This is a genomic window from Vibrio sp. B172a, assembly GCF_030248355.1.
Lineage (GTDB): Bacteria > Pseudomonadota > Gammaproteobacteria > Enterobacterales > Vibrionaceae > Vibrio > Vibrio owensii.
In genome coordinates, this window is sequence record NZ_JAHGAC010000008.1 from 183,560 (window position 1) to 210,559 (window position 27,000).

The following is a 27,000-nucleotide window of genomic DNA, read 5'->3' on the forward strand; positions in this document are numbered from 1 at the left end:
CTAGCCGCGCACTATAGCACACAGATTTGACTTTTAAGAAGTGAAACGCGCTTTCCTTGATCAATTTCAAGTTGCTTCCTTGGGATTCGATCGGGTTTGCAATGAATCAGGAAGATATTGCTCAAAAATTTGCTGCAAACGCTCCTTGGTAACCGGTTTGGCAACAAACTCATTCATGCCAACATCGAAACAACGCTGTTGATCTTCTTTAATCACATTGGCGCTCAACGCTATGATCGGCACTTGCTGACCCCACTCGCCCATCTTGCGAATGTTTTCAGTAGCAATAAACCCATCCATCACAGGCATTTGACAGTCCATCAATATCAAATCGAATTGATGTTCTTGGCACTGTTGGAGCGCCTCTTCACCGTGTTCTGCCACATTCACCTGCATGCCGAGTTTTTCCAGCATAATGCGCACGACTTTTTGGTTTACCGCGGTGTCTTCTACCACCAAGATCCAAGGTTTGCCCTCGTCTTTGGTTGGTTTAAGGCTTTTTGGCGCGCTGTCTTCACCGTTACGAAAATCAAGCACGTTCGGTGTACTTGGCGCAATTGGTGTATCACTGACGATATTGAGTGGAATAGTAAATTCAAAACAACTGCCAAGCCCCGGCTCACTGGTCAGACGGATCTCGCCGCCCATCACTTCGACCAAGCTGCTGCAAATCGCTAAACCCAAACCAGTACCGCCGTATTTTCTCGTGGTGCTGCCGTCGGCTTGCTGAAACTTCTCAAACACCGCTTGCTGGTTTTCTTTCGCGATACCAATGCCCGAATCGACCACACGGAAGTGCACGCTGGCGACGTCATCTTCTCGGTTCACTTGTGACACCATCAACTTAACATGGCCACGCTCGGTAAACTTGACTGCATTACTGAGTAAGTTACTCAGCACTTGTTTGAGCCTACCCACATCACCTTCCACTTCTGAAGGGAGTTGAGCGTCGATGTCGCAAACCAACTGTAAGCCTTTTTGCTGAGCTTTAACGGTGTGCAATCTGCCGACTTCATGCAGCAGATCGAGCAGATTATAAGTGGCTGTCTCAAGCTCAATTTTACCCGCTTCAATTTTAGAGAAATCGAGAATGTCGTCGATGATGACCATCAGTGAGTTGGAAGAGCTGTTGATGATGGAAACAAAGTCTTTTTGCTGTTCATCTAGCTTGGTATCACCGAGTAAGGAAGCAATGCCGATAATCCCATTCATCGGCGTACGAATTTCATGGCTCATGGTGGCAAGAAATTCACTCTTCTTACGGTTTGCCACTTCGGCTTTGTCACGTGCTTCTTCGATTTCCAGTTGGTGCTCACTGACACGCTCAACGCTTCGGTTATATTTGCGTTCTAATAAACTCACTTCATCGAAAAACCAACGCTTAGGGAGCTGCACTTTGCTCGGTACATGGCCACCGCTAAAATCACTCACCGCACCAGAGAGCAATTGAAGTGGCTTGACCATCAAGCGAAACGTCACCCAGAGAACACCGATGATGAGCAAGAAGATCTTGATCGCTTCCGCGATCACAAGAAAAAAGAAGGTTTGCCATAATCCTTGATAGATCGGGCTGAGATCCGATTGCACCGTTACTTCGGCAAGATCAAAGGTTTTTGTGCCCATGTCGTACTGCAAAGGCCATTGACGCTCGATCCGATCTTCCGTCAAGGCCGAGCCTAATTCGAAGATCACTTCATCCGGTGTCGCGATTCTTAGGTAGTCCACTGAGGGCAGGCGCATCGCCCCTTCTGCTTGGGTGTGCAGCAATTCTCTATCTTCTACCCACAGACTGGCAGAAAAACTAGAAAGGTAGCTGGTTTTCACCTGTTCCAGTTCTTTATCCAAGCGAGCCAAATCATCGTTGAAGTCACGATACAAACTGATGGAAGAAATGATCACGGTAAAGATTAAACTCAACGCAAAAATCGCCAGCATCAGCTGGTTGCCGATACTAAACCGACGTTGAGTTCGCTCTTTTGTCTCCATATGAAATCGCTCCCTTAAACATGCGCTACTATAAATATAGTCACGTCACGACAATAATCGAGGTTAGGATGAAAGGACTCTTACGTACATTAGGCTTTAGTTTTATGGCCTTAAGCGCACACACCATGGCGAGCGAAGTGAACTACTACGTTATCTCTGAGCAAGCTCGACCATTCCAAATAGAACAACAAGGTGAACAACATTCCGGAATTGTGACTGACATCGTCAGTGCTATCTTTGCCGAATCCGATTATGAGGTGAAATACCACACTTACCCATTTAAGCGCATGATTTCCGTACTTGAAGCGGGCGGCGAGGAGAATTGGGTCACTTATGGCAGCCCGAATTGGGGCAAGGTGCAATCAGAAAACCTCTCTGAACAACCTATTTACACTGTAAAACACGTGCTGGTTTCGAGCAGTAAAGCACCATTCAAATTTAGCGATATGCAGCACATGCAAGGTCGCTCTATCGTACTGTTGCTTGGCTTTGATTATCCGAACTTAAGTCCGTTCTTTGAAAACGGCACGGTCAATGAAATGCGCGTAAAAGACTACGACGCCGCTTATCGCGTTCTGCAACGCACTCCTGGCGATACCGCTTTTGTCGAGATGGAATCGCGTGTGGTGTACAACATCAAACGTTTAGAGCTGCCAATGGGAGACTTCCAGATCCAATCTTTCAGCTCTGTCATTCCAGATTACTCCATCTATCTGGCTTTCTCTCCGGAGATGAATCCGAAAGTGCAGAGCTTCATCAATAAGCGCCTAGCAGAGCTCAAAAGTTCGGGGCAAATCGACAACATCATCAAAAAATACATCTAACCGTTCATACCTAACCAATCATGAAAAAACCGCCAGATTAGATAAGCTGGCGGTTTCATTTTATCTCGTATCTGCGATTAATCTTGTTCGAGCGCTTAATCTTGTTCGACAAATTTGGAGTCGAACATGTGGCCAAGCTTATTGGCTTTGGTTTGTAGGTAGTGTTGGTTATTTGGGTTATTGCCTTCTTGTAGTGGCACCCGCTCAACCACGTTGATGTTCACCTTCTTCAGCGCTGCAAGCTTGCGTGGGTTGTTGGTCATCAAACGCACTTGCTCAATATTCAGGTGGTCGAGCATTCCCTTACAAAACGCGTAATCACGCATATCAGCAGCAAAACCCAGGCGCTCATTGGCTTCGACAGTGTCTGCACCTTCATCTTGTAAGTGATAGGCACGAATCTTATTGATTAAGCCAATTCCCCTGCCCTCTTGGCGCAAATAGAGCAGCACGCCACAACCTTCTTCGACAATATTTTGCAATGCACGGTTAAGCTGGAAACCACAATCACAACGAGTACTGAACAGCGCATCACCGGTTAAACATTCTGAATGCAGACGAATCAGCGGCGCTTTACTGTTTGCAGGGTCACCATACACCAAAGCCAGATGCTCTTTTCCCGTCGCGTTCTCGATAAAGCCATGCATGATAAACGTGCCCCATTGGGTTGGCAGCTTGGCTTTATCGACAAAGCGCACCAAGTTATATGCCTCGACGTGTTTCAGCTCAGCACGTACGTTCATCAAAATCTCCCCTAAATGGTTTTCACCCGAGCCGTCACCACCATCGCCCCAAAAGGCGTCTTTATGCGAATGTTCAGTCAAACAAGCATTCCCCGTTTCCATCAGCTGTTGGGCAAGCAGAGGGTTTTGCAGAAACTTCTCACGGACGATAAACGCCATTACGGAGAGTTTGTCGTCGTCCCAATCTTCACGGACGAGATGTTGATACTTGCGGCTTAAAGCAAAGGCTTCGTCGGGGCTTTTTGCGGTGAGGATTTTATTTTGTAGTGCGCGGTCATTGAATTTTTGCGCTTGGTAATAGTGCTCGCTGGTGGGCCAAGATTGGGTAGAAACTTTGATTGGAGCTTGGCAAAAGTTGGAGAGGAAACCGTGGGATTCATCGGGTTCATAGAAAAGGATCTGATCAACCATAATCGTACTCCTGACGTTGCTGTTCAATAGTCAACAAAAAGCATATTGCTATTGATATAAGCTTTAGTAACGCAGGGAGAGAAAGTCAAATAACTGGTTGTAAATCATAAAAATGAAAAGGGCAGTCTTATGACCACCCCATGGTTTAATTCCGCAGTGCGAGAATTAGTGAATTAAGCCAAGTTCCCTTGCTTCTTCGATGCTCAAGCCGCTTTCACGGATTTCACGAAGAGCTTCAATACGACGTCTTGCTTCGGCAGATTTCACGGTTTTCTCAGGTCTCACAACGGTTTCTTCTTCAGGGAGTTCCCATTTGTGAGCGATGTTGCTCATCTCTTCATGGTCGATAGAATTAATGGACATATTTCCTCCGAACACACCATGTTTTCGATGGGTAATCTATAGCAAACCCCCAATGCAGAGGTAAGAAAAACTGTGGGGAAATGTGACCCCTTTCGACCTTTCACTAACTCGTTAATAGATTCATCATTTAGTTTTTGCAAAGCGCGTTTTTAGCGATTAAATTTGAAGAATTCCCCCTACGAAAAGTGAGCTGATCCAGCTCTCATTTTTCCCTCGTAAATTCACACTTCCATAACGGAAAAAATTCTTTTTATTACACTCAACTTTCGAGTCACTTCACTGATTAGACGGTTTTGCCTTTCGCAAATCTCACACACCTGATAATGATAATAATTATCTTTTGTATTGGTAAGGTGTAATGATGAGTGAACTAAACCTGAATCAGGCATATCACTCTGATCCTGTCATTCAGATCAGAGAGTTATGTGTGGATTACATCACCGACAACGGCGACTTCAATGCTGTGAAATCGGTGAGCTTTGATATTGGTAAAGGCGAAATATTTGGTCTTGCGGGTGAATCAGGCTGTGGTAAAAGTACCATTGCTTTCTCTATCAACCGTCTGCACAAGCCGCCTGCTTTTATCTCTGGTGGGCAAATTCTGTTTGAAGGCAAAGACATCCTTCGTCTGCCTGATAATGAGTTAAATACGCTACGCTGGAGCGAGATCGCAATGGTGTTCCAAAGCGCCATGAACTCGCTGAATCCGGTTCTCACCGTTCAGGAGCAATTTGCCGACGTATTACGCCACCACAAAGGATTAACCAACGAGCAAGCCAAAGACCGCGCAGAGAAGCTTCTCGACTTAGTCAACATTCCGAGAAATCGTCTGGGAGAATACCCACACCAGTTCTCCGGAGGCATGCGTCAGCGTTTAGTGATCGCGATTGCCCTATCCCTCAATCCCAAATTGATCATCATGGACGAGCCAACCACGGCGCTCGATGTGGTGGTTCAACGTGAAATCTTGCAGCAAATCTATCAGTTACGTGACGAGTTTGGTTTCTCAGTGCTCTTTATTACCCACGATTTAGCGCTTATGAGCCAATTGTGCGACCGCATTGCCATCATGCGCCACGGCAAGATTGTGGAAGTGAATAGCTCATACGAAATCCGCAATCATCCTCAACACGAATACACCCAAAAGCTATGGGCTTCGTTCCCGAATATTCACGATGTACATAAACAACCACAAACGGAAGGAGCGCCAGCATGAGTGAACCGATCATCCAAATGAAAAACGTGATCAAGGAATTCAAAGTCGGTGGTGGCTTCGCTAAAGAAGAAACCTTCCGTGCGCTTCAGGGCGTGAGCTTTGATCTTTATGCAGGCAAAACCCTTGCGTTGGTGGGCGAATCAGGTTGCGGTAAGAGCACCTGCGCGCGATTAATTACCAAGGTGTATCCAGCCAGCGATGGTGAGATCCTTTTCAATGGCAAAAACATCAACGACATTACTGCTCGCGGCGAAATTCAGGATTACCGCAGTAAAGTCCAAATGGTGTTCCAAGACCCGTTTGGCTCTTTAAACCCAACCCATACTATTCGCCATCACTTAACTCGCCCACTGAAGATTCATAAGCAGGTGAAAAGTGACAAAGAAATCCCAGCCAAACTGCTAGAGCTGCTGGATTTGGTTGAGCTGCCAGAGGAAACGCTAAATAAGTTCCCTCACGAACTCAGTGGTGGCCAGCGTCAACGCGTTAATCTAGCGCGCGCTCTAGCGGTAGGCTCACAACTTATCCTTGCCGATGAACCAACGTCGATGCTAGATGTATCGATTCGCTTGGGTGTGCTCAATCTGATGCAACGCATGAAGCAAGAACTGGGGATCGGGTTCCTATACATCACTCACGACCTGGCAACCGCGCATTACATCGCTGAAGAAACGGCTGTAATGTACAAAGGACAGATCGTTGAATGGGGAGATACCCAAGCGATCTTAAAGAATCCACAGCACCCATACACTAAGTTATTGATCTCTGCGGTACCGGATCCTGATCTACCATTTGGCAACCTAGTGGAAAGTGAACCAAACTATTCAATAGATGCCGATGAGATCCGCAGTCGCAGCAGCGTTGTGGTCGAAGACTATGATCAAATCGGACCAAACCACTTTGTAAAACAATGGACTGAGGCAGCCTAATGGATTTGATGACCTGGCAAGATCAACTATCAGATTGGTATGACAATCGGAAGCATGATCAAGTAGAAAGCTTAGAAGCGATCTTATACCAAGCGCCTGTCGCTGTGTTTGGTCCAGAACTGACGGACGAACAGAGTAAAGCGATCGCTTGTTGGCTAGATGGCTGTCTAAGAGTCTTTCAACACGCTAGGCATCAAGACCATCAAAAAGCCTTCGAAATCCTGCAATACACCAGTGCGAAGCTCGAACAATCGGCTTGCCAACCGATGACCGATATTCTTATCAAGGATTGGTGTCTCAAACGCTTACAACATTTGACTGTTCTGGCGTTGGAGTTTTGTAATCAGCAACACGATCAAACGGAATGGCAACAACAAGCGAGCAGCTTGATCGAGTCACACGTTGCATTGATGCGATCTTTGAATTGGAATGAAACTAGGAAGCATGATCAAGGGTTACGTCATTGATTCGGAAAGATGATCAAGGTAACAGACTAGGACTTGTCAGTTTAAGCAGATGCACAGGACAGGAATTTTAGATAAAAAAAAGCGAGTTTCTTGAGGAGAAACTCGCGAAGTCTATTCAGAATGAATGTAACAATATGAGCCAATCTATTAATCATCAGAAAGGACAAAAGGTTGTCTATTCGGGATAAATCTTAGTCTGCCCTCGGAACCGCAATGTCAGTGATTTGTAAGAGTTAGGTCTGATTTCCATCAGTGCAATTCATTGTTACATTCTGAATTAATTCGTCACGCTTATTACTCGAAAAGTATCCACGTGATTCATATTAAATCGCCATTTCATCAAGTGCTCTGAATACCATCTCATCCATGTGGCCCTCAAAAATCTGACGACACACTTTTCGACGAACAGCCAAACCCGCTATCAAGCGCTCGATGGTGAGATGTTTCACGTCATTTTGGCCGTTAAACAGCTCTACGGTCTTGCTCAATGTCTCGTATGGCAGAGGGGCGTCCCCTACTCGCAGGTAGTCAAGCTTGTCAATGAACTCAGAACACTCTTCTTTGATTGAGGCATAGGAATGCCCTGTCATCGCCGATAAAGCCGTTATACTGCGTTCTAGGGCCTCTGGAGAGGTATATTTGGATAGAGTAATGGTTATCTCGTCCGCGTTGATCTCGACTAGGTGCTTTTTCTGTTTTACTCGACGGCCCAAATTGCCACGTGGAGACGGTGCTTTGCGCTGAATAGGCTCAAATTCGCCGTCTATGATGCCTGAGAGCTCGTCTAGCTGCTGCCTCGTAACCATCTCATTACGAAGTGGGTTTGGCAGCGTAGGCGCCATGTTGCGCTTTCCTGCGTTGGTCGTACGAGCGCGAGAGTAGCGCAATACCTCTTCCACATCGCATTTGATGTCGACTTGGTAGTCCATCACTTTGCCATTTTCGATCATGGTCTCGATCGTTAAGTGATAACCCCATAAGTTCACCACAAAAAGATCTTCCGTCCCTTTGCCGTCAGACAGGCGCTTCAACTCACGGATCAGATCCATTGAGAAACGACGCCATTCGATGTTGCGTGCCAGTTTTTGGTTCAACTCACTCAGCAACATGCAATCGGTGTGTTTGCGCACCATGCGGCTACGGAAGAACGAATACAGCTGGAACACCAAGGTGTGTTGTTTCAGAATTTCTGGTGGGAACAAGAAGAAATAATCACGCGTCAGCAGTTCTTCGTAGAACGAAGGTTCCCAGACTAGGATGTACAAGTTCGGCTTAATGCGAATCTCGCCGTCAGCACCTTCTGTTGGCGCTTCTTCCGATGCGGTAATAGTTCTCGCAATGAAACGGAAACGATCACTCTTGAAGCCTTCTGGCATGTTTTCACTTAGCCAACGGCCAGTTAGCTCATGCAATTGGAAATCGGTAAATTCGATTCGATCAATACTGTCACGGATTGAATCGCGTGCAGGGCCGCTGTCCTTCTTGCCACGCAATGACAGGATATCCGTGATGTACAACGGGGTTTTATTCGGCACATGCGCCGCATCCATGTGGTACTGATCTTTGTGATGATCATGGTATTGCACGGTCAGTGTAAACAGAGCAAACAGCGTCATCAGATCGTCCACTGTCATGATGTTTTTCGACGATCGTGTTTCAATCACAGCTTTGGTGCCAGAGATCGACACCATGGATTTCTGGTAGCTCTTACGAGTGCGTGGTGGCGCTAAAGCTTGGTCGATGATCCCTGCCCAGTTAGTTGGTGAAACGACAAATTGATCCGCTTCATCCTTCATCATCGGTGGGGTATTCAGACCATGTTCATTCAACAGGCGCTTGTTCACTTGGGTTTGTGCCAAAGCCTTAGAACGTTTTTGCTTTTCGCTCTGACGAACTTTTTCTGTGACTAAGCTGGTGGCCCCTAAGGCTGAGATTAGCTGGTTAGGGTTAACGAACTTGTGCAACATGGTTTTACCAGCAAGGCCTTCTTCAAAGCGTACTGGTGTTTGAGTAAACAAACCAATGTTAACGGCTGCACGTAAGCGTTGTTGTAATGCGGCTCTGGTTAGTTGACCGTCGGTTGCTGCCACAATTTCTGTTGTGGAGACCAAACCGTCTTTGCTGCTGAATCCTCGTAAGGAGATCAGATTAAGCAACTCTAAGATGCTCTTGGTGACCCCTTTGAAGTGTTGGTATTGTTCTACCCAATCTGCAGAAGATTCGTGTACCTCAAAAAGGTGCCCATCCTTATGGCTTCTTGGCGCTTTAATCAGAATTTTTTCATCAGCCGTCATTTTAGATCCAGATCACACTAGCCGTAGTTTTGCTATGGTTCCGAAGAATAAAGAAAAACAGATCATAAATAAAGAAAAAATCTTTGTTTTTTAAATAACTGATCTTTTTGATTAATCTGATCTTAATTGATTATATGATCTAATGATCCGGAGGTTTTTGGCGACGTAAGCTTATGTTTTAAATAGATATTTTAAAACGACAATTCGGAACTATGATCATGATTATTCCGAAACGATGATCAACAAAAGCCAGAAAGCATGATCACAAAGCGCCGTAAGCATGATCATTAAGTTTCTGAAAAGATGATCAAAAAGGTCGTGAAACGATGATCATGATGTTTGTACAACTTATCCACAGAAATAAAGGTACGCCTTGGAAAACTTTGTCTTCGCTTGCGGTAAAGCAGTGAGGTTTTACCTTTGGAACAATGATCAAGAGCGTCGTTTTTCATCGTTCTGTCGCTGCTTGTGAATACTATTTGCGCAAATGCTGAAACCTTGTCCAATTTTACATCGCACGCCTTGTTTCTCTGTATTATCCCGAAACAAACGGAAGCATGATCATGATATCGCGTTCTACATTTTGTTTTCGGTTTATTTTCATCGTTCCACGTTTTTATCTTTGATTTAGCCTCTATCCCCCAGTCTATCTGCATTCATCCGTAAATTGGCCGTGAAAAAGCATGCTTCCGAGGCTGAAATTCACTTGATCATTTTTCCGATAAATTGATCGCATTGAAAAATCGATGTGCAATGTACTAGGACACATAATTTCCTTGATCATGCTTTCGTATTTGCTGTTCTCGACGGAAGAATGATCATGATGCTTCCTTGATCATTCTTCCGTTCAACATCGCTGTTTTACATGAATAAACATACTGGATGCATGATCAAGGTAGTCGCTTCTCGTGTTTTTAATTAAAAACGCTCATTCATCGTCAAACACTAGATTCATCTCACACTATCCGTAATTTAGCGTCTTTCTATAATCGTTCCGGAAAAACTATAGATTTACATTGTAAATACGTGACAGTGTGACATTTTCATTCTTTCAAAGTTTGAAGCACTATATTGGCATAGATTTGATTAAATTTTGTGATGTTTTTAAGGTGAAATCATAAAACAGGCGTTTGTGAGTGTTTTTTATGTGATGGTTATTCAAAATGCATGTTCACCTTTTTGTTGTTTTTGGATTGCAATGCTGTACAATTAAATGCAGATATCCTTCCAACGGAATTTGGCATGAAAAGAGAAACAACGATTGAAAATCTCCAGGAATTAGCAGAACTGACGCAACAAGTTCAAGCTGATCGTATTGAGATTGTTTTGGAAGAGCGTAGTGACAACTACTTCCCACCAATGTCTAAGGCAATGATGGAAACCCGCTCAGGTTTGACTCGCCGTAAGCTGGACGATGCTATCGGTAAGATGGAAGCGGAAGGTCATCAATTTACAAAGAATAATGCCAACCATTATTCAATCACGCTTGAAGAAGCGCACATGTTAATGGATGCGGCAGAAGTGCCTAAATTCCATGAACGCAAAAAGAATTCTGAAAACAAACCGTGGATTATCAACGTACAAAACCAAAAGGGTGGTACGGGTAAATCGATGACAGCGGTTCACTTAGCCGCATGTCTGGCTCTAAATCTAGATAAGCGCTACCGCATTTGTTTGATTGACCTTGACCCTCAAGGCTCTCTGCGTCTGTTCTTGAACCCACAAATCAGTGTGGCAGAGCATGACAACATCTATTCAGCGGTTGATATCATGCTTGGTAACGTGCCAGATGGCGTTGAAATCGATCGTGAGTTTCTACACAAGAACGTGCTGTTGCCAACGCAATACCCGAACTTAAAGTCGATTTCTGCTTTCCCAGAAGACGCAATGTTCAACGCAGAAGCGTGGCAAACACTCTCTGAAGACCCGTCACTAGACATCGTTCGTCTATTGAAAGAGCAGTTGATTGACAAGATTGCGAATGACTTCGACGTGATTATGATTGATACCGGTCCGCACGTTGATCCGCTAGTATGGAACGCAATGTACGCATCAAACGCGCTATTGATTCCTTGTGCAGCGAAACGTCTTGACTGGGCTTCAACAGTAAACTTCTTCCAACACCTTCCAACGGTGTACGAGATGTTCCCAGAAGATTGGAACGGTCTTGAGTTTGTTCGTCTGATGCCAACCATGTTTGAAGACGACAACAAGAAGCAAGTTTCTGTTCTAACTGAAATGAACTATCTTCTAGGTGACCAAGTTATGATGGCCACTATTCCTCGTAGTCGTGCATTCGAAACCTGCGCTGACACCTACAGCACAGTGTTTGATTTGACCGTAGGCGACTTCGAAGGTGGTAAGAAAACGCTCGCTACTGCACAAGATGCGGTACATAAGAGTGCACTAGAACTAGAGCGCGTACTGCACTCTAACTGGCCGTCATTGAATCAGGGGTAATGAATAAATGGCATTGAAAACGTCTGAATTAAACGCGAAATTATTTGGTAAAACCAATAAACGTCGTGTTGCGACACCTCAAGAAGCGCAAACGGCGGCAAAAGACAAAGCACAAACTATCGAACTTGCTGTAGCAGGCGAGAACACCGTTCAGTTTGAATTGGTGCGCATTCCTGCGGATAAAGTGGCGACAGACACTAGCGTATTTGCAGAGAACGCTCGTGAGCAATCTTTCCTAAACGAACACGCTTTATCGGATGTGTTGGTAACGTTGAAAGAACGTGGTCAACAGTATCCAGCGGTTGGTCGTCGCACTGAAGATGGCAAGATTGAAGTATTAGACGGTAGCCGCCGTCGTATGTCTTGTATCTTAGCAGGACAGGATTTCTTGGTTTACGTTGGTGACGGCATCAACACAGACCACGCGAAGTTCCTTTCTGATGTTGCAAACGCGCACAAGCCGCTGTCTCTATACGAAAAAGGTAAAGAGATGCAGGCGAAGCTTGAAAGTGGCGAGGCTGAAGATCAAAAAGCACTAGCAAAAATGTTCCAGTGCAGTGAAGCATTGGTGAGTGGTGCATTAAAAGCTGCGGCACTTCCGCTTGAACTTCTGCAAGCTTATCCGAATGTTGGTGATTTAGGTCGTCCAACGATTGTTAAGCTGCATAAGCAGTTCTCGACATTGAACGGCGAACAACAACAAAACTTGTTGGATAAGTGTCGCACGTCGGAAGGTTATTTGTGGCAGCGCAGTACAGCTCAAGGTGTGGCTCGTTTGACTAAAGAAGTGACAGAAAGCATCGAAAGCTGGATTGCAGAATTAGCGCCTGCGAAGCCGGCTAAGAAAGCAGAAAAAGTCGATTTAGTTAAAGGTCGTGCAAGCTACAGCCGCAAAGGTAACAACCTTGCTCTTAACTTGAAGAAAGTAGACGACAGCTTGATGGAAGAAATTCTGGCTTTCGTTGAGAGCAAAATGAAGTAAAACTCTTCTTGTTCGAAACCGCCTTCGGGCGGTTTTTTTATGTCTGCAATTTGACGAAGTCTCCATGAATCCAGATGTGATAACATGGCGTCAGTTCAATGCTTGGATACACGTAATGCTCGCACAATCTGAATTCCTTTCTCAGCTCCAGTTCCAAACTTACAAAGCCTTTCAACGCAATGGCGTGGTGATTTATGGTGATGCCGATTGGCAAAATGCCTTGATTGCCGAATTTCATCAGAAGCAACAAAATCAAACTTGGTTCTGCGTAGGTGAGTGGCAACTAGAAAACACCCACTGCGTAAATGCAAAACAAGGCAATATGTTGCTCGGCCGTGAGTGTGATGTGCTTCTGTTTGACGCAAGAAAAGAGCTTGATGCCAACAGTTTTACTTCGGCTCTTGGTGCGCTCGTCGGCGGTGGATTATTAATTGTGGTTGCCAATAAAGACCAAGACGCGGATGAAGCGAGACTGTGGCTGCAAATGCAATGGCAACAACTCTCCGTTATTGAGGAGAATTTACCATTACCTCAATTACCAGATTTTATCCAAGCGGAAAAAGCGCAACAGTATAGTGAGCAAGCTGAAGCTGTGTCTTTTATCGAGAGGGTGGTGACAGGGCATCGCAAGCGTCCTTTAGTATTAACCGCCGATCGTGGTCGGGGAAAAACTAGTGCGTTAGGTATTGCATGTGCACATCTTCTGGAGCAAAAGCCATTACGAATTCTCGTCACAGCGCCAAGCATCAAAGCGGTCGAACCTGTTTATCAGCACGCGCAGAGAATGCTATCAACAACAGAGCGCGTTAAGAAAGACCGATTAGAAGCGGGGCTGGGCTACATTCAGTTCATCGCACCGGATGAATTACTCTCTACTTTACCTGAGTGCGATTTGTTGTTGGTTGATGAAGCCGCCGCGATTCCAGTTCCTATGCTTAAGCAGATTACTGAGCAATATCATCGTCTCGTGTTCTCAACCACCATTCATGGTTATGAAGGTTGTGGCCGTGGCTTCACGCTTAAGTTTGTTGATTGGCTACAAAAGCAAAGACCTGGAATGAAGCTTTGTCATCTTCAACAACCTATTCGATGGGCGACAAACGATAATTTAGAAGCATGGCTCTACCGAGCATTTTTACTGGATGCTGAACTTACCCCGAGTCAGCCTGCTGAGCTTGGCGATATTTCATTAATCAACCTCCGTAAGTCAGCGTTGATTTCTAATCCTTCCGTATTGAAAACGTGCTTTGCGTTGCTCGTGAATGCGCATTATCAAACCTCGCCAAATGATTTGCTGCATCTTCTGCAAGATGAACATTGCCAGATCTACGTAGCTCAGGATAACAATGAAGTCGTCGGGGTGATGTTAACGGTGGAGGAGGGTAACCTCGATTCGAATCTCGTTAAAGATATTCAGCTTGGGAAACGTCGTCCGAAAGGGCACCTGACACCAGTGACTATCATCAATCAACTTGGTTACGCAGAAGTGGGTGCGCTCTCTACTTTGCGAGTCATGCGAATTGCGGTGCATCCAGATTTACAAGGGCAGGGTATTGGCCAACAAATGTTAAAGCAGTTGGAACAATCTACGCCGCCTCATATCTCTTATTTATCCACCAGCTTTGGTGCAACAGAAGAACTGATTACGTTTTGGAAGCAATCTGGTTTTGAATCCATTCGCCTTGGAAGTATGCGAGATGCGGCAAGTGGGTGTTACTCGTTGTTGATGGTTCGTCAGTGTGGCTCACAACAAGGTTGGATAAACGAAGCCAAATCGCTGTTCGAAGAACTGTTGCCATTGAGTGCGGCGTCTACGTATCCTAAGTTAGAGCCAAGTTTGCTTCGTGCGCTCTTGCCAGCCTCGGTATCTACTTGCCAGTCCCATTTAACGAAGCGCACGTTAATCGAGTGTTATGCTCAAGGTGGGAACAACTTTGAATCTGTCTCTGTTTGGATTCAGCAATGGTTACTGCAATCTGGTTTGGCTGACGTGTCTGACTTGATGATCAGTAAATTATTCTTAAACAAAGACTGGAGTGAGTGCGCTAAGCAATATGGCCTGCCGGGACGTAAGCAAGTTGAAGCGCAGATAAGAAACGAGCTACAAGTTTTGATAGCTAAATTTACAGTGTAAACAGAGCAGGCAATTTACACTGTAAAAGTGGTTAACGGGAGGGGAGGGTTTACACTGTAAATCCTCCCCTTTTTATTTGGTTCTTTGCCAAGGCTGGCGGTCGAGGTGTATGACCAATCGCAATTTACACTGTAAACGGAAGTCTTGCCTTATTAGTTATATGTAAAATGAGCTAAATAATAAACTTCCCTTAAAGTCTGATTACCCATTAGGGATGCTCCACCATCTATTCAAATACAGGTTGTGATGCTTTGGTGAAGTAGGGAGAGCGCAACGCAAAAAATGAATCTAAATCGGATTTAGAAATTCTGAGTAAGCTTATCTCTAGCTCATAACTCGCGGGGCTTCCTTTAGTGATGTGAGCCTGATTCTGAGAATTGAGAGGTTTGTTCAGAAAACGATTTTGGTTAGACTGAATTGGGTGATGGGTAGCAGATGGATTGGTTATGTGGAAGATATGCCTTGAATGGTCGGAAGACAAAACGAGGATTTTTGCCCGCCTACCGGGAGATATTGAACTCGGAGGTGAGCTAAATCAAAAGGAGTTGCCTGAACAGCTTCAAGCAATGAATGCCAGTCAGGCGTTTGTTGATGACGCTGAAGTGGTTCGATTCATTAACTGTGCTCGTGAGCGTAAAGCTGAAGCCTGCGAAGGCATCGTCGTCGCACAGATTAAGAATGCTCAGGTAGAAGTTGAACTGTCGAACAACGACATGCTCGCTAGCATGAACATAGTAGGTGCTTATGGGGGCCGAGGTTTGCGTGGCCCTGAAATCGTTCAAGCACTGGCTCATGCGAGAGTGTCGAAAGGCATTAATAAGTTGGCCCTTAAAAAAGTTATGGTCGTCAGCAATCAACTCAAACCCGGAGAAACCTTCACTCAACCTGTCGCTATTGGCAAACAACCCGTCAAAGGTAAAGACGCCATCTTTACGCCCCTCGTCAAAGACATCACCAAGCGTATCCTCAAACCGAAAGAAGGCCAATCGACCAGCGACAAGATTGATTTACGCAACCTGGGCGAAACCATTGCCGTAGATATTGGCGACGAGGTTATGCGTCGAACGCCTGCTACCAAGGGTATTCCGGGTTTTACTGTGCAAGGACGCGTAATTCCTCCTCAAGCAGGCAAAGACAGCCCGATTAAACCGGGCAAAGGAACGGAAATTAGCAAAGCTGATCCTAATCTTCTAATTGCTTCTGTATCTGGTACGCCTCTCATCAAAGACAAAACCATCGAGGTCGATAATGCGTTGTGTCTCAACAGTGTGGGCGTAAATACCGGGCACGTTAAGTTTAAAGGCAATGTCATCATCGGTGGAAACATTGAATCTGGCATGATCGTCAAAGCGACAGGCTCTATTACCGTTGGTGGCTTTATTGAATCTGCGGACGTGCAAGCTGAGGGGGATATCCAAGTGGCGAAAGGCATTATTGGCCACACTGTCAGTGATGGTCAGCCGAAAAGCTGCCATGTTCGAACCAAAACATCGATTCGTGCTAGTTACGCCCAATATTGTGAATTGCAGTCTGGCGAGGATATTGAGCTCGCTGTGCACAGCATGAATAACGACATTGAGTGTGGACGCAACCTGACCGTACTTGATGCCAGCGGTAAAAACGGCACTTTAAGCGGTGGTGATGCCAAAGTAGGAGGTAAGGTGCTTTGTTCGCAACTTGGTGTAGAAGGCGATACTGCAACTAAGGTCGAAGCTTTTGCTAATTACGCCTTGTACAAAGAGCGCATTGCCAGCTTAAAAGAAGAATACAAATCTGCCCAAGAAGGCACGATGGATGTGATTCGTAAGGAACTTGAATTTAAGAAGCGTCCTAAAGCAGAGCGTACTGATGAAGAACAAGCTCAAATCGAAGTAATGAAAGCGCAAAACAATACTCGCCTTGAAGAAGTTAAACAGAAGCTGGAACACACTGAGCAAGAGTTTGAAGTCTCGCTAGAAGAGAATATCGTCGAAGCCAAAGATCGCGTGTTTACGCGCGTTACAGTGCAATTTGGAGACGAACAGGTGACAACCAAACGCACCCATGGCGGTTGTGTGTTTAGCTTTAACCAATACGAAATCAAAGTGGCGGCAAATTTAGAGGAAGAAGACGTCGTCGCGATTTAATTCTTTAATTGGAAGAATGAAAAAGCCCGTGTATTGAGAGGTACACGGGCTTTTGTTTTTAAACGTTATGCAATGTGTTCTTGGTAGTAAGCACCAAGTGCACGTACATCACTGCTGCACATGATCTTCATTGCTTGTTTAATATGGTTAATGGGCCAATCCCACCATTTGATTTCCAACAACATAGCGACACATTCGTCGTCAAAGCGCTGGCGAACAATCTGATTGTGACCAACAACAATCGAGTAGGGCGGAACATCTTTTGTGATGACTGAACGCGCACCAATCACTGCACCATCTCCAATCTTCACGCCCGGCATGATCATCGCTTCGCTGCCAATCCACACATCATTACCCACAACAGTATCACCTGCGCGTTCAAATCCGCTTTGTACATCTTCTCCAAACTCTTCAGGAGAAAATGGAAAGGTAGAAATCCAATCTACCCGATGGCCTTGATTGCCAGCCATCATAAAGGTCGCGCCAGAAGCGATTGAACAGAACTTGCCAATGATCAGTTTGTCCACTTCGCCATAAGCACCCTCTTGCCACTCTTGTTGGGTAACGCTGTCGCCCATCAAATAACGAACCGATTGATCTTCAAATGTTTTACCGTGATAAAACCCTGAGTAATAACTGTAATCTCCCACCTCGATATTCGGGTTAGTGACATGGTCTTTGATCACTTGCCCTTTTAACCAAGTATCGAATGCGTTCATTCGTGATTCTCCGTTCCAATTTTAAGTTGTAAGCAGTGTAGAGCCTTTCTATTATTTCCAGTAGGTTGTTTTTAGAGATTCATAATTACCATATGGAAATAAAGTGGCTAAGCTACGTGCCGATGTACATCGCTCTATGTGAAGAGAAGAGTATTGCTGGTGCGGCGAAAAAACTGCGTTGCTCAAACGCGCACGCGAGCCGTCAATTGAGGCAGTTAGAAGAGATTCTGTCAGTACAGTTGATTCAACGTACAACAAGGCAATTTAATCTTACTTACGATGGGCTGCGCTTTTATCAGCAAGTGAAGGGCTTGATGGATGGGGCAGAACAGATTAATGAACAAGTGATGGAATGTGACCGAGTCGCCGGGCATTTGCGCATCGCGGCATCGGCGTCATTTGGGGCAGCGTTATTGAACCGAGCATTGATCGAGTTTCGCCAGTTATATCCGGAAGTGACGTTCGAAGTGATCTTCTCAGAAACGCCTTTGGATCTTATTGAGTCTGGCTTTGATGTGGCGTTTTTCTTCACGAACAATCCACCCGAGGGCTATATTGGGCACCATCTGCGCTCTTTACACTGTAAACCGTTCGCACATAAAGCGTACTTGTCTAACAAACCACGCATAGCTACGCCGGAAGATCTTTATCAGCTTGACCACATTGTGTATCGCAATGAACTGTTAAACCTCGATACGTGGCACTTTCATCATATTGAAACCAAGCAAAAAGTTTCAGTGGCTTTGCAAAGTGTACTCAGCTTTAATTTGGTTCAATCCATGCTTGAAGCCACTCTTGCGGGATGCGGCGTTGCAATGTTGGATGAATTCGCATTAGAGAAACTCAACGGTGAAGAGCGATCGCAACTCGTGTCGTTACTCCCTGAATGGCAAACCGATGCGATCCTACCGCTCTATATTCTTTATCCTAAACGTGAGCATTTACCAAAGCGAACGCAGGCGTTTATTGAGCATTTCAAACAGCAATCATTTTAAATAGATAGGTTATCTTGAGCGTGCAGGTCTTTAATCTCTGCAGTGCCTTGAAAGTGTTGATTACAAGTGCGGCAGTAGAATTGAGGCGTTAACTCGTGATAGTGGTTACCGGTAAAACAGCGTGATACCAACACCATCAAACGGGCTGTTTTGCCGTTGATGTTTTCAGGTTGAGTGTTGATGCGTTTCATCACGCGTTTGTGTTCAGTCGGTTTGTTGCAGTGTGAGCAGAATTTAACAGGCATAAGGCTCTCATATTGATTCAGTGATTATTAATTGATGAGAGAGTACTTTGCTTAATGATGAAAAAGTAAACATGCATGTAATGATAATTGACAGCAATGCCTATTAGGAGACTCATAGAGTGGCTAGTAACTGAAAAGAAGGAAGATTTCACTCCTCGATATTTTAAAGGCAGGAAAAATATCGAGGAGGAAATCTTAGCTAACTAAAACGAGTGTATGGACATTTACAGCTCGTAACGTAGCCCGAAGTGGTAGTAGCTTTCATCTGCATGTGCACCACCAAACGAGACTTCTTGTGCCTTGTCGTAACCGCGTGAGCCATTACGGTCAACATAACTGGTGTAGATAGATGAGCGAGGGGTCAGTTTGTACTGCACTTCAACTGTTGTATCTTTCAGCTCAAGCTCGTCGCCGTCGCTGTTTTCTAGAGAGCGGTAACCAGCACGTAGCGCCCATTTGTCATTTACACTGTAAACTGCGGTCAGCTCCATGACTTTATCGGTACTGGTTTCAGAGAAGTAACCTTCTAGCTCATCTTCTGAGTAAAGCGCACCTAACATCAAATCACCCAAGTAGTAACGCGTACCTGCACCCCAGAAGGTGTAATCGGTATCGTTATTTTCACGCGCATCGCCTTTGCTCTTTTGCATTGCAACCACAGGGGCGAGTGTGCCTAAGTCGCCCATTTCTAGGGTGTAGCGTAATGCTGCGTTGTAGCCGTAATCGAGTTCAGAGGTGCTGTTACCAATAATGTAAGCCACAGATGCATCGAAGTTACCAATGCGGTTTTGGTATTGCAGCGTACCGTCTTGACGGAAAACTTGTGTCGCGGTTTTATCCACTTTATTTGCTTGGCGTGCCATAGATACGTCTGAAGACGCAAATACATCACCAATGTCGGTGAACATGATTAATCCTGACGCAACACGACCACCTGTGATTCGACCGTAATCTTGCGCATCAATACCGGCCCAAACGTAACGTGCTGTGAGAGAAGGCTTGTCGTTCACTTGGTTGGCGTATTCTGCTGCACCCACTTGGTATTGCGCTTGGCCAATGACAGAGGCGTGTTCGTTGATAGTTTGTGAGCCATTCAAACCAATACGGCCATCAAATTCGCCATTGGCATCACCGTGTTCATCATTTTTATTGGTGACGTTAAAGCCTAGACGAGAGTAAATGTTCAAAACCGATCCGTCTTCTGCTTGGTAAAGTTGAGCTGCCATCGCTGCGTTTGACGCCATCAGAGTTGGGATAAGTAGAGTTAAAATGTGCTTTTTCATGTGAACGACCTTTTCGTTTCTATTGTTTTTAAGCACGACAAAGCCCCTTCCGAATAACGGAATAAAATCAATGTCGTGAGAAGTAGAGAGAGGGTGCGCCCTTGAAAGCTCAAGGACGCGAGCTAGTCCATTCCTATAGGGGTTAGAATGATTTAGCTTAAATCAACGTCTTTGCAGCCAAAGAAGTAGGTAGCTAGGAAGCCAACAATGTAAGAGATAAGTAGGCCACCGATGAACACCATCATGCCGGCAAAGATGCCGCTAGCTGAGGTCATTAGAGGGATTGCAACGATACCAGATGGGCCGAAGACGGTATTTAGACCGACAGGCAGGCCAAGGTAAGAGACCAAACCGATAAAGAAGCCACCTGCTGCGCCACCAATACAAGCGGTTACGAACGGTTTAACGCGCGGTAGCGTCACGCCGTAAATCAGTGGTTCACCGATGCCAAGTAGACCTGGAATGATGGCGCCTTTTACTTGTGTACGTAGTAGGGCGTCTTTCTTGGCTTTGAAGTACAGCGCCATCGAAGCACCCACTTGACCGCCACCAGCCATCGCTAGGATAGGAAACAGCGAGTTAAAACCTTGTGCTTCCATCAGGGCAAAGTACACCGGTACAAACCCTTGGTGGATACCAAATACCACGGAAATTAAGAACAAACCTGCCAAAATCGCTGCGCCTAATGGGTTGTCATTCAAGTTTAGGAACAACCAAGACATGCCTTTGAATAGCTCACCGCCGATTGGCATGATGATCAAAAACGTTACGGCACCCATGATCAAAAGCGTGACAACTGAGGTTAAGATCATGTCCAGATCGTCAGGCATATACTGACGCACTTTTTTCTCGACCTGAGCACCAATGATCGCTGCCATCAACACGCCAATAATGTTGCCACGAGGATCAATCGCAAAACCGAAGAACTCATTCATTCCGGAATAAATGCCCGACGTTGCATCGGGGTTGTAACCCAACACAAATAGCGAAGCGAGTATGGCGCCATTGACACCTGAGCCACCGAAAGCTTGTTGAGCGTTGTAGCCAATTAGAATGCTCAAGAAAGCGAACAGACCTTTGCCAAAGACCTTCATGTAGGCAATCAAATCCAACATAAACTGGCTTGGCGTTTGGTCGAGCACGAAGATTTGTTCCAATAACGTGGCAAAACCGAGCAGCAAACCCGCAGCGATAAAACCGGGAATCAGCGGTGTAAAAATGGTGGCAAACTTACTTAGAAAACGCTGAACCGCACTGGTTTGCTTGCTCTTCATCTGTTTTTTCTGCTCTGCAGCGACAGCAGAAAGATCCTGTTGTGGTGCGTCAGGCTCTTCACTGTCACCAGAGATTAAGCTGTCGATCAACTTATTCATCATATCGGCAGCTTGCTGAGCTTTACCGGGACCAAGAATGATCTGGAACTGCTCGTCGCTTTCTACCACACCCATGACGCCGGGAATTTGTTTAATGACGGATTGATCCGCCAAGCTGTTATTCGCGAGAGATAAACGCAAACGCGTCATACAGTTACCGCACTTACTTACGTTGTTACTGCCACCCACTGCGGCGAGCAATTGCGATACTGTGTTAGAGGTAATTTTGGCCATAGGGACTATCCTTCAGGACTAGGGCTATTTAGTTATTATTTAGTGCTGCACGAATAAAACCGTTGTGCTCGGCGAGGCGAGACATGGCTTGCTCAGCATCCAAATCAGCCAGAATCATTAAAATTGCGGTCTTACAGTGACGTTCACAGGCTTCCAACGCTTTTTCTGCTTGTTCTTTTGTTGCGCCTGTTGCTTCAATCACAATGTTGGTTTGACGCTGAATCAGTTTGGCGTTGGTGGCTTCTACATCCACCATTAAATTGCCAAACACTTTGCCGCTGCGAATCATTGCGCCAGAAGTCAGCATGTTCAGCACCAGTTTTTGTGCTGTGCCCGCTTTCATGCGTGAAGAGCCGGTGACGACTTCTGCACCCACTACCGGAAGAATGGCGATGTCCGCCGCTTCTGCCATTGCACATTCAGGGTTACATGCGATTGATGCCGTTGTTGCTCCTACAGATTTTGCGTACTCCAAACCACCTAAAACATAAGGAGTACGGCCACTGGCGGCGATGCCAACAACAACATCATGTTGAGTCAGATTCAGCGCTTTTAAATCGTCTTGGCCCATTTGAGCGTTGTCTTCTGCGTTTTCTACCGCTTTCAAAATCGCTTGGTGACCACCAGCAATTAAACCGATAACCATATCTGGATGTGTGCCATAGGTTGGAGGACATTCACTCGCATCAAGAATACCAAGGCGGCCAGATGTACCTGCGCCCATGTAAATCAAACGGCCACCATTGGCGAACGCTGCAGTAATGGCATCGACGGTTTGCGCGATTTGTGGCAATACGCCTTGCACCGCTAAAGCGACTTTCTGATCCTCTTGGTTAATGACTTGCAGCATCTCGATGGTAGAAAGCGTATCGATCTCTGCGCTCGCTGGATTGCGGCTTTCTGTCACCAATCGGCTTAAATCAATTTTCATGTTTTGTACTCTTCGTAAATGTTCAATCTGAGGGCGATTCTATGGAATAAAATATTCAGGTTTGGTGATAAAAATCACACTTGAGGTTATTCTTTGTTCAGTGAAAATTTGGAATAATGACCGAGAATACTGACAAGATAACCTACGCAGAAACAAGGGTTGTTAAGTTAATCAGGCAGTTAAAGAAAAGTGTGATTATTTCTGTTTTGGAATAATTTATTTAAAGTTTTTGGAATTTTGTCGTGTCCGTTATCAATAAAATCGTCGCAAGACGTACTCAACTCTCTCAAAGTGGTCGTTTGGTTGGCGATTGGATTGTCGAAAATGCAGAAAAAGCCGCTCAATTGACCAGTCAAGAGCTTGCTGCACAAGTGCAAGTGAGCCAGTCGAGCATCGTCAAATTCACCCAGAGAATTGGCTATAAAGGCTATAGCGAGTTCAAATTGGCATTGAACGAAGAGATTGGTCGTAAGCAAGCGATGCAATCCACGCCGCTGCACAGTGACATTCTGGCGGATGATCCGATTGCGGTGATTTCGCAAAAACTGGTTAAAGCAAAAACCGACGCTATGTTCCAAACGACCAATGCGCTCTCTTATGAGGCGTGTCATCAAGCGGTGAAGTGGTTGAGTGAAGCGCGCCGTGTGCAAGTGGTGGGCATTGGCGGCTCTGCACTTACGGCAAAAGATTTGAGCTTTAAACTGCTTAAGCTTGGGATTACCGCGCTATCAGAGCAAGACAGTCACGTACAAATTGCGGTTGCGCGTACGCTCTCTTCACAAGATGTGCAGATCGCTATTTCTTTTTCAGGAGAACGAAAAGAGATTCTGGTGGCTGCGGAAGCGGCGAAAGAGCAGGGAGCAAAGGTGATTGCTTTGTCTGCTCCGGGGAGAAGCCGCTTGAGAGATATTGCGGACATCACGTTTGATACCATCGCCAATGAAACAGAGCATCGCAGCTCTTCCATTGCTTCGCGTACGGCACAAAACGTGATTACGGATCTGCTGTTTATTATTTTGGTGCAGCAAAGAGACGAAAGCGCGCGTCAGTTGATCAGTGATATCAGTACCGATATCAAGCAGATCCTTACTTGATCGCTTCGTATAGCTAGAAATTAAAGATCTGGATCGTGCTGCAACAAAGCAATAAATGCATCGAGATGCTTTTCTATTGTGAGATCCGCCGAGATCGGGGGCAATTCCACCGTAATACAAGGCAACTGGCGTTCATTGCACCAAGTTCCGAAAGACCCTGGTGTTTCGTAATCAACATCGTCAACGATAGGTAAATTGAATTGCTTGCCGAGCCATTTGGCTAAATCAGAATGAGCAGGGTCGTCGACAAACGCTAATGGTTCATGAAACGAGACCACAAATTTTGGCCTGCGCAGTTCAATCAAACTAATTAGTGCGTCAACTTCTGGCTCTAGCTGTTCTTTGCTGCCTGTTTTTACTTTCACATCTCGAACAGGTGTATGTGAGCTCCAGCGATAGACTGTGCCGTGTTCTGTCCAATTCTGTGTAGGAAACGCACGGTTTAGATCGACTTGATTGGCATTGGCTCGTGTACCCAGTTGGTTTGCGTCTGGGTTCATCGATAAAATCACATCGTGCTTCAGACACTCCGCTGGCAAGCTTCTTAACGCGCACGACAATCCGGCGATTGAGGCTGTCTCGTCGCCGTGTGTTCCAGCGAGAATGAGGCCTCGCGAGTTACTTTCCACTTGTGCTGGGAAGTACAACAATGGCGCGCCCAGTACCGATTTTCCATATGATGTTGGCGTAATTAAAAATGCCGCTCTTTCCGTTCTTGGAATTAGACTCACCGTAATCTCCTGATTGTTCGAGTAGTATCTATTCATCACCCAAGCTATATATAACTCAAGTCACCGCCGTTGAACTTAGCATCTTGAGATTACTCGGATATAAACTGAACACTTAAAGTTCGTCAATGCTTGTATGATGAATAGTGGTACTTGCTTCAAAAGACGTGTTAGGAGAACGAAAAACGATATGGATTTTAAAAAGCATTCAACAGCGTTGCTGGTTTCCTCTTTATTGACCCCATTTTTATCCGCTTCAGCTTTAGCTGATTCTTTACCTGATGGTGTGCAACTCGCACCAGAACAACATTTAGTACGAGCAAACGATGCAGAAGCGGCGACGCTAGACCCAGCAAAAGCTGAAGGCTTGCCAGAGATGCACGTGATTCGTGATTTGTTTGAGGGATTAGTCATTCAAGACCGCGATGGTAATATCGTTCCTGGTGTTGCGGAATCTTGGCAAACCGAAGACAACCAAACTTTTGTGTTCCAGCTGCGTAAAGACGCCAAATGGTCGAACGGCGATCCTGTGACTGCGGATGATTTTGTCTATTCACTGCGTCGTGCAGTGGATCCGAAAACCGCTTCTCCCAATGTTTGGTATCTCAAACTTACTAAGATCAAAAACATCGCCGACGTAGCAGAAGGTAAAAAGCCACTGGATGATCTTGGTATCACCGCCGTCGATAAACACACTCTGCGTTTCGAACTTGATAGCAAAGTGCCGTACTTTGTCGCAATGACAGGCCACACTTCGATGATGCCCGTACACAAAGCAACGGTTGAGAACAGCGAAAAGCCGTGGAGTGATCCGCAGCAGTTTGTTGGCAACGGTGCATTTGTTCTGGATAAATGGGTGGTGAATGAGCGCATTGAACTGAAAAAGAACCCAAACTACTGGGATAGCGCGGATACTCATCTCACTGAAGTGACGTACATCCCGTTTGAGAACCAAAACGCATCGATCAATCGCTATGCGGTGGGCGAAGTGGACATCACCTCAGATGTACCAACTCACATGGCGCAAAAGCTGAAGAAGGATTACGAGCAAGCGTATACCGCGGTTCCGCTACTCTGTACTTACTACTACGCGTTTAACACCACGCGTCCTCCTTTCGATGATGTACGAGTTCGAAAAGCCGTGTCTTATTCAATGATGCGTGATGTGATCACGAATGGTGTTACGCAAGTGGGTAACCTGCCTGCCTACACGTTTGCGCACCAATATACGGCTGGCTTTGATGCGACTCAGCCTGAATACAGTACATGGACGCAGAAACAGCGTGATGAAAAAGCGCGCGAACTGCTGAAAGAAGCGGGATACGGTGACGGTAAGTCTCTGGATTTCAAATTGCTGTACAACACCAGTGAATCGAACAAAGCGATTGCAGTGGCGATTGCTTCTATGTTGAAGAACAACTTGGGCGCGAAAGTCGAATTAGAAAACCAAGAGTGGAAGTCTTACCTCGTAGCTCGTAAGCAAGGGGATTTCGATGTGATGCGTGCCTCGTGGTGCGGAGATTACAACGAAGCTTCGACCTTCTTGAGTCTACTGCGCTCTGGTTCGTCAGGTAACTTTGCGCGTTACAGCAGTGAAGCCTACGACAAGGCGATGAACAGTGCATTGGCCGCAACCGATGAGAAAGCGCGTCAAGGATTCTATGACCAAGCCGAGCAATTGTTGGCGACAGATATGCCAATCGCACCGATTTACTACTACATGCAAGCGCGTTTGGTTCGTCCTACGGTTGGCGGTTTTGCCAAGAATAACGTAGAGGGCCGTATCTACTCGAAAGACCTCTACATCAAGAAGTAGCGCTCAAAACAAGCGATAAATAAGAAGCCCCGAAGATGTATCTTACGGGGCTTCTTTTATTGCTAGCGAGTGGAGAGCTTGTCTACGAGTATTGCGACTCGTTTGCCAAGATACTCTGCTGTTGCAACATCTGAGGCATGCAACTGACCATCTTCACCGCCTTGAGCAACAATGCCACCTTGTACACCATAGCGATTCAGATTCTGATCGCCAGAATTGCTGATCTTATCCAATCCGACCCACATCATACCGTGCTGACTAGCTAGCGTTTGTAGGTATTGCAACGTCATTGACTGATCGCCATTCATTGCCCCACCACTGGTAAAGGCAGCCGCGATTTTTCCTGCCCATTTTTGGTAATACCAAGATTCACTGCTTGCATCTGCAAATGCTTTAAACTGCGCTGCTACGCCGCCCATATAGGTCGGTGAGCCAAAGATAATCGCATCGCACTCAGCAAGTTCATCTATTAGGCTAGGGTTCACAAAACGCCCCTCAATAATCTCACTGCCTTCAATACGGTGAGAGAGGATTTCACATTCACCTTGCTGCTCAATGCCTTGTTGTTCAACGCCTGCGGCAATCGCGCGAGCTAGCTGGCCTGTAACGTCGGTTTTAGAGAAATAAATAATCGCAATTTTGGACAC

At 45.7% G+C, this 27,000-nt stretch carries 22 protein-coding genes; 11 read left to right on the plus strand and 11 right to left on the minus strand.

Features of this window, described 5'->3' with window-relative positions; genetic code table 11:
* Positions 1 to 66: 66 nt before the first annotated feature.
* Positions 67 to 1,986 (minus strand): ATP-binding protein, encoded by a 1,920-nt coding sequence (locus KIT90_RS10755; protein ID WP_285376635.1) that lies wholly within the window; start codon positions 1,984 to 1,986, stop codon positions 67 to 69.
* Positions 1,987 to 2,054: 68 nt separating this feature from the next.
* Here KIT90_RS10755 and KIT90_RS10760 point away from each other — a divergent pair, with 68 nt between their 5' ends.
* Positions 2,055 to 2,810 carry an ABC transporter substrate-binding protein gene (locus tag KIT90_RS10760; RefSeq protein WP_032802822.1) on the plus strand — a complete coding sequence of 252 codons (756 nt, stop codon included), beginning with the start codon at positions 2,055 to 2,057 and terminating at the stop codon, positions 2,808 to 2,810.
* A 95-nt stretch (positions 2,811 to 2,905) separates the two neighbouring features.
* Here KIT90_RS10760 and ribA read toward each other — a convergent pair whose 3' ends face one another.
* Both ribA and KIT90_RS10770 read right to left on the minus strand, forming a co-directional pair.
* On the minus strand, positions 2,906 to 3,964 hold the full coding sequence (gene ribA, locus KIT90_RS10765) for a GTP cyclohydrolase II (protein ID WP_285376637.1): 1,059 nt from the start codon (positions 3,962 to 3,964) through the stop codon (positions 2,906 to 2,908).
* A gap of 165 nt (positions 3,965 to 4,129) precedes the next feature.
* Entirely contained in the window at positions 4,130 to 4,327 is a 198-nt protein-coding gene (locus tag KIT90_RS10770) for a PA3496 family putative envelope integrity protein (RefSeq protein ID WP_009706697.1), read from the minus strand.
* A gap of 361 nt (positions 4,328 to 4,688) precedes the next feature.
* Here KIT90_RS10770 and KIT90_RS10775 point away from each other — a divergent pair, with 361 nt between their 5' ends.
* From KIT90_RS10775 to KIT90_RS10785, 3 genes are read left to right on the plus strand one after another with little or no spacing between them, the layout of a single operon-like run.
* Entirely contained in the window at positions 4,689 to 5,543 is an 855-nt protein-coding gene (locus KIT90_RS10775; RefSeq protein WP_009706696.1) for an ABC transporter ATP-binding protein, read from the plus strand.
* Complete coding sequence (locus KIT90_RS10780; RefSeq protein WP_045484484.1) at positions 5,540 to 6,472, plus strand: ATP-binding cassette domain-containing protein; 933 nt, start codon at positions 5,540 to 5,542, stop codon at positions 6,470 to 6,472. The genes KIT90_RS10775 and KIT90_RS10780 overlap by 4 nt, the downstream gene beginning before the upstream one ends.
* Positions 6,472 to 6,939 carry a transcriptional regulator gene (locus KIT90_RS10785; RefSeq protein ID WP_285376640.1) on the plus strand — a complete coding sequence of 156 codons (468 nt, stop codon included), beginning with the start codon at positions 6,472 to 6,474 and terminating at the stop codon, positions 6,937 to 6,939. The genes KIT90_RS10780 and KIT90_RS10785 overlap by 1 nt, the downstream gene beginning before the upstream one ends.
* Positions 6,940 to 7,262: 323 nt before the next feature.
* Here the strand turns inward: KIT90_RS10785 and KIT90_RS10790 are convergent, their stop codons facing one another.
* The gene (locus KIT90_RS10790) at positions 7,263 to 9,233 is read right to left on the minus strand and encodes a replication initiator protein RctB domain-containing protein (RefSeq protein WP_005435856.1); all 1,971 of its coding nucleotides are present in this window, start codon (positions 9,231 to 9,233) and stop codon (positions 7,263 to 7,265) included.
* A 1,242-nt stretch (positions 9,234 to 10,475) separates the two neighbouring features.
* On the opposite strand from KIT90_RS10790, the gene KIT90_RS10795 reads away from it, so the two are divergent.
* The 4 genes from KIT90_RS10795 to KIT90_RS10810 all read left to right on the plus strand — a co-directional run bounded on the left by KIT90_RS10795 (position 10,476) and on the right by KIT90_RS10810 (position 16,935).
* On the plus strand, positions 10,476 to 11,693 hold the full coding sequence (locus KIT90_RS10795) for an AAA family ATPase (protein ID WP_005428912.1): 1,218 nt from the start codon (positions 10,476 to 10,478) through the stop codon (positions 11,691 to 11,693).
* 7 nt (positions 11,694 to 11,700) lie between these two features.
* Positions 11,701 to 12,675 (plus strand): ParB/RepB/Spo0J family partition protein, encoded by a 975-nt coding sequence (locus KIT90_RS10800; protein WP_012130357.1) that lies wholly within the window; start codon positions 11,701 to 11,703, stop codon positions 12,673 to 12,675.
* A 115-nt stretch (positions 12,676 to 12,790) separates the two neighbouring features.
* Entirely contained in the window at positions 12,791 to 14,809 is a 2,019-nt protein-coding gene (locus tag KIT90_RS10805; protein WP_285376934.1) for a tRNA(Met) cytidine acetyltransferase TmcA, read from the plus strand.
* A gap of 446 nt (positions 14,810 to 15,255) precedes the next feature.
* A complete protein-coding gene (locus tag KIT90_RS10810; protein WP_285376642.1) occupies positions 15,256 to 16,935 on the plus strand; it encodes a DUF342 domain-containing protein in 1,680 nt (559 codons plus the stop codon).
* Between the two features lie 65 nt (positions 16,936 to 17,000).
* On the opposite strand, the gene KIT90_RS10815 is transcribed toward KIT90_RS10810, so the two are convergent.
* Positions 17,001 to 17,654: a CatB-related O-acetyltransferase gene (locus KIT90_RS10815; RefSeq protein WP_285376644.1), complete on the minus strand. Its 654-nt coding sequence runs from the start codon at positions 17,652 to 17,654 to the stop codon at positions 17,001 to 17,003.
* Between the two features lie 92 nt (positions 17,655 to 17,746).
* Here KIT90_RS10815 and KIT90_RS10820 point away from each other — a divergent pair, with 92 nt between their 5' ends.
* Positions 17,747 to 18,649 carry a LysR family transcriptional regulator gene (locus KIT90_RS10820; RefSeq protein WP_285376645.1) on the plus strand — a complete coding sequence of 301 codons (903 nt, stop codon included), beginning with the start codon at positions 17,747 to 17,749 and terminating at the stop codon, positions 18,647 to 18,649.
* Here KIT90_RS10820 and KIT90_RS10825 read toward each other — a convergent pair.
* The 4 genes from KIT90_RS10825 to murQ all read right to left on the minus strand — a co-directional run bounded on the left by KIT90_RS10825 (position 18,646) and on the right by murQ (position 22,715).
* Positions 18,646 to 18,894 carry a hypothetical protein gene (locus KIT90_RS10825; RefSeq protein ID WP_132698235.1) on the minus strand — a complete coding sequence of 83 codons (249 nt, stop codon included), beginning with the start codon at positions 18,892 to 18,894 and terminating at the stop codon, positions 18,646 to 18,648. The genes KIT90_RS10820 and KIT90_RS10825 overlap by 4 nt on opposite strands.
* 224 nt (positions 18,895 to 19,118) lie before the next feature.
* Positions 19,119 to 20,177, minus strand: coding sequence for a porin (locus KIT90_RS10830; protein ID WP_285376648.1), 1,059 nt, complete (start codon positions 20,175 to 20,177; stop codon positions 19,119 to 19,121).
* A gap of 152 nt (positions 20,178 to 20,329) precedes the next feature.
* Positions 20,330 to 21,784 carry a PTS N-acetylmuramic acid transporter subunit IIBC gene (gene murP / locus KIT90_RS10835; RefSeq protein WP_020197824.1) on the minus strand — a complete coding sequence of 485 codons (1,455 nt, stop codon included), beginning with the start codon at positions 21,782 to 21,784 and terminating at the stop codon, positions 20,330 to 20,332.
* Positions 21,785 to 21,812: 28 nt separating this feature from the next.
* Positions 21,813 to 22,715 (minus strand): N-acetylmuramic acid 6-phosphate etherase, encoded by a 903-nt coding sequence (gene murQ, locus KIT90_RS10840; RefSeq protein WP_285376650.1) that lies wholly within the window; start codon positions 22,713 to 22,715, stop codon positions 21,813 to 21,815.
* 242 nt (positions 22,716 to 22,957) lie between these two features.
* Between murQ and KIT90_RS10845 the strand changes: the two genes are divergently transcribed.
* A complete protein-coding gene (locus KIT90_RS10845) occupies positions 22,958 to 23,809 on the plus strand; it encodes an SIS domain-containing protein (protein ID WP_005428937.1) in 852 nt (283 codons plus the stop codon).
* Between the two features lie 20 nt (positions 23,810 to 23,829).
* On the opposite strand, the gene mpaA is transcribed toward KIT90_RS10845, so the two are convergent.
* On the minus strand, positions 23,830 to 24,540 hold the full coding sequence (gene mpaA / locus KIT90_RS10850; protein WP_285376651.1) for a murein tripeptide amidase MpaA: 711 nt from the start codon (positions 24,538 to 24,540) through the stop codon (positions 23,830 to 23,832).
* A 187-nt stretch (positions 24,541 to 24,727) separates the two neighbouring features.
* Here mpaA and KIT90_RS10855 point away from each other — a divergent pair, with 187 nt between their 5' ends.
* Positions 24,728 to 26,353 carry an ABC transporter substrate-binding protein gene (locus KIT90_RS10855; protein WP_285376652.1) on the plus strand — a complete coding sequence of 542 codons (1,626 nt, stop codon included), beginning with the start codon at positions 24,728 to 24,730 and terminating at the stop codon, positions 26,351 to 26,353.
* A 62-nt stretch (positions 26,354 to 26,415) separates the two neighbouring features.
* Here KIT90_RS10855 and KIT90_RS10860 read toward each other — a convergent pair whose 3' ends face one another.
* Positions 26,416 to 27,000: a flavodoxin family protein gene (locus tag KIT90_RS10860; RefSeq protein ID WP_285376653.1), complete on the minus strand. Its 585-nt coding sequence runs from the start codon at positions 26,998 to 27,000 to the stop codon at positions 26,416 to 26,418.

Excerpts from the sequence above, each read along its gene's own strand:
- KIT90_RS10755 (WP_285376635.1), bottom strand. The coding sequence starts at position 1,986 with ATGGAGACAAAAGAGCGAACTCAACGTCGGTTTAGTATCGGCAACCAG.
- KIT90_RS10760 (WP_032802822.1), top strand. The coding sequence starts at position 2,055 with ATGAAAGGACTCTTACGTACATTAGGCTTTAGTTTTATGGCCTTAAGC.
- ribA (WP_285376637.1), bottom strand. The coding sequence starts at position 3,964 with ATGGTTGATCAGATCCTTTTCTATGAACCCGATGAATCCCACGGTTTC.
- KIT90_RS10770 (WP_009706697.1), bottom strand. The coding sequence starts at position 4,327 with ATGTCCATTAATTCTATCGACCATGAAGAGATGAGCAACATCGCTCAC.
- KIT90_RS10775 (WP_009706696.1), top strand. The coding sequence starts at position 4,689 with ATGAGTGAACTAAACCTGAATCAGGCATATCACTCTGATCCTGTCATT.
- KIT90_RS10780 (WP_045484484.1), top strand. The coding sequence starts at position 5,540 with ATGAGTGAACCGATCATCCAAATGAAAAACGTGATCAAGGAATTCAAA.
- KIT90_RS10785 (WP_285376640.1), top strand. The coding sequence starts at position 6,472 with ATGGATTTGATGACCTGGCAAGATCAACTATCAGATTGGTATGACAAT.
- KIT90_RS10790 (WP_005435856.1), bottom strand. The coding sequence starts at position 9,233 with ATGACGGCTGATGAAAAAATTCTGATTAAAGCGCCAAGAAGCCATAAG.
- KIT90_RS10795 (WP_005428912.1), top strand. The coding sequence starts at position 10,476 with ATGAAAAGAGAAACAACGATTGAAAATCTCCAGGAATTAGCAGAACTG.
- KIT90_RS10800 (WP_012130357.1), top strand. The coding sequence starts at position 11,701 with ATGGCATTGAAAACGTCTGAATTAAACGCGAAATTATTTGGTAAAACC.
- KIT90_RS10805 (WP_285376934.1), top strand. The coding sequence starts at position 12,791 with ATGCTCGCACAATCTGAATTCCTTTCTCAGCTCCAGTTCCAAACTTAC.
- KIT90_RS10810 (WP_285376642.1), top strand. The coding sequence starts at position 15,256 with ATGTGGAAGATATGCCTTGAATGGTCGGAAGACAAAACGAGGATTTTT.
- KIT90_RS10815 (WP_285376644.1), bottom strand. The coding sequence starts at position 17,654 with ATGAACGCATTCGATACTTGGTTAAAAGGGCAAGTGATCAAAGACCAT.
- KIT90_RS10820 (WP_285376645.1), top strand. The coding sequence starts at position 17,747 with ATGGAAATAAAGTGGCTAAGCTACGTGCCGATGTACATCGCTCTATGT.
- KIT90_RS10825 (WP_132698235.1), bottom strand. The coding sequence starts at position 18,894 with ATGCCTGTTAAATTCTGCTCACACTGCAACAAACCGACTGAACACAAA.
- KIT90_RS10830 (WP_285376648.1), bottom strand. The coding sequence starts at position 20,177 with ATGAAAAAGCACATTTTAACTCTACTTATCCCAACTCTGATGGCGTCA.
- murP (WP_020197824.1), bottom strand. The coding sequence starts at position 21,784 with ATGGCCAAAATTACCTCTAACACAGTATCGCAATTGCTCGCCGCAGTG.
- murQ (WP_285376650.1), bottom strand. The coding sequence starts at position 22,715 with ATGAAAATTGATTTAAGCCGATTGGTGACAGAAAGCCGCAATCCAGCG.
- KIT90_RS10855 (WP_285376652.1), top strand. The coding sequence starts at position 24,728 with ATGGATTTTAAAAAGCATTCAACAGCGTTGCTGGTTTCCTCTTTATTG.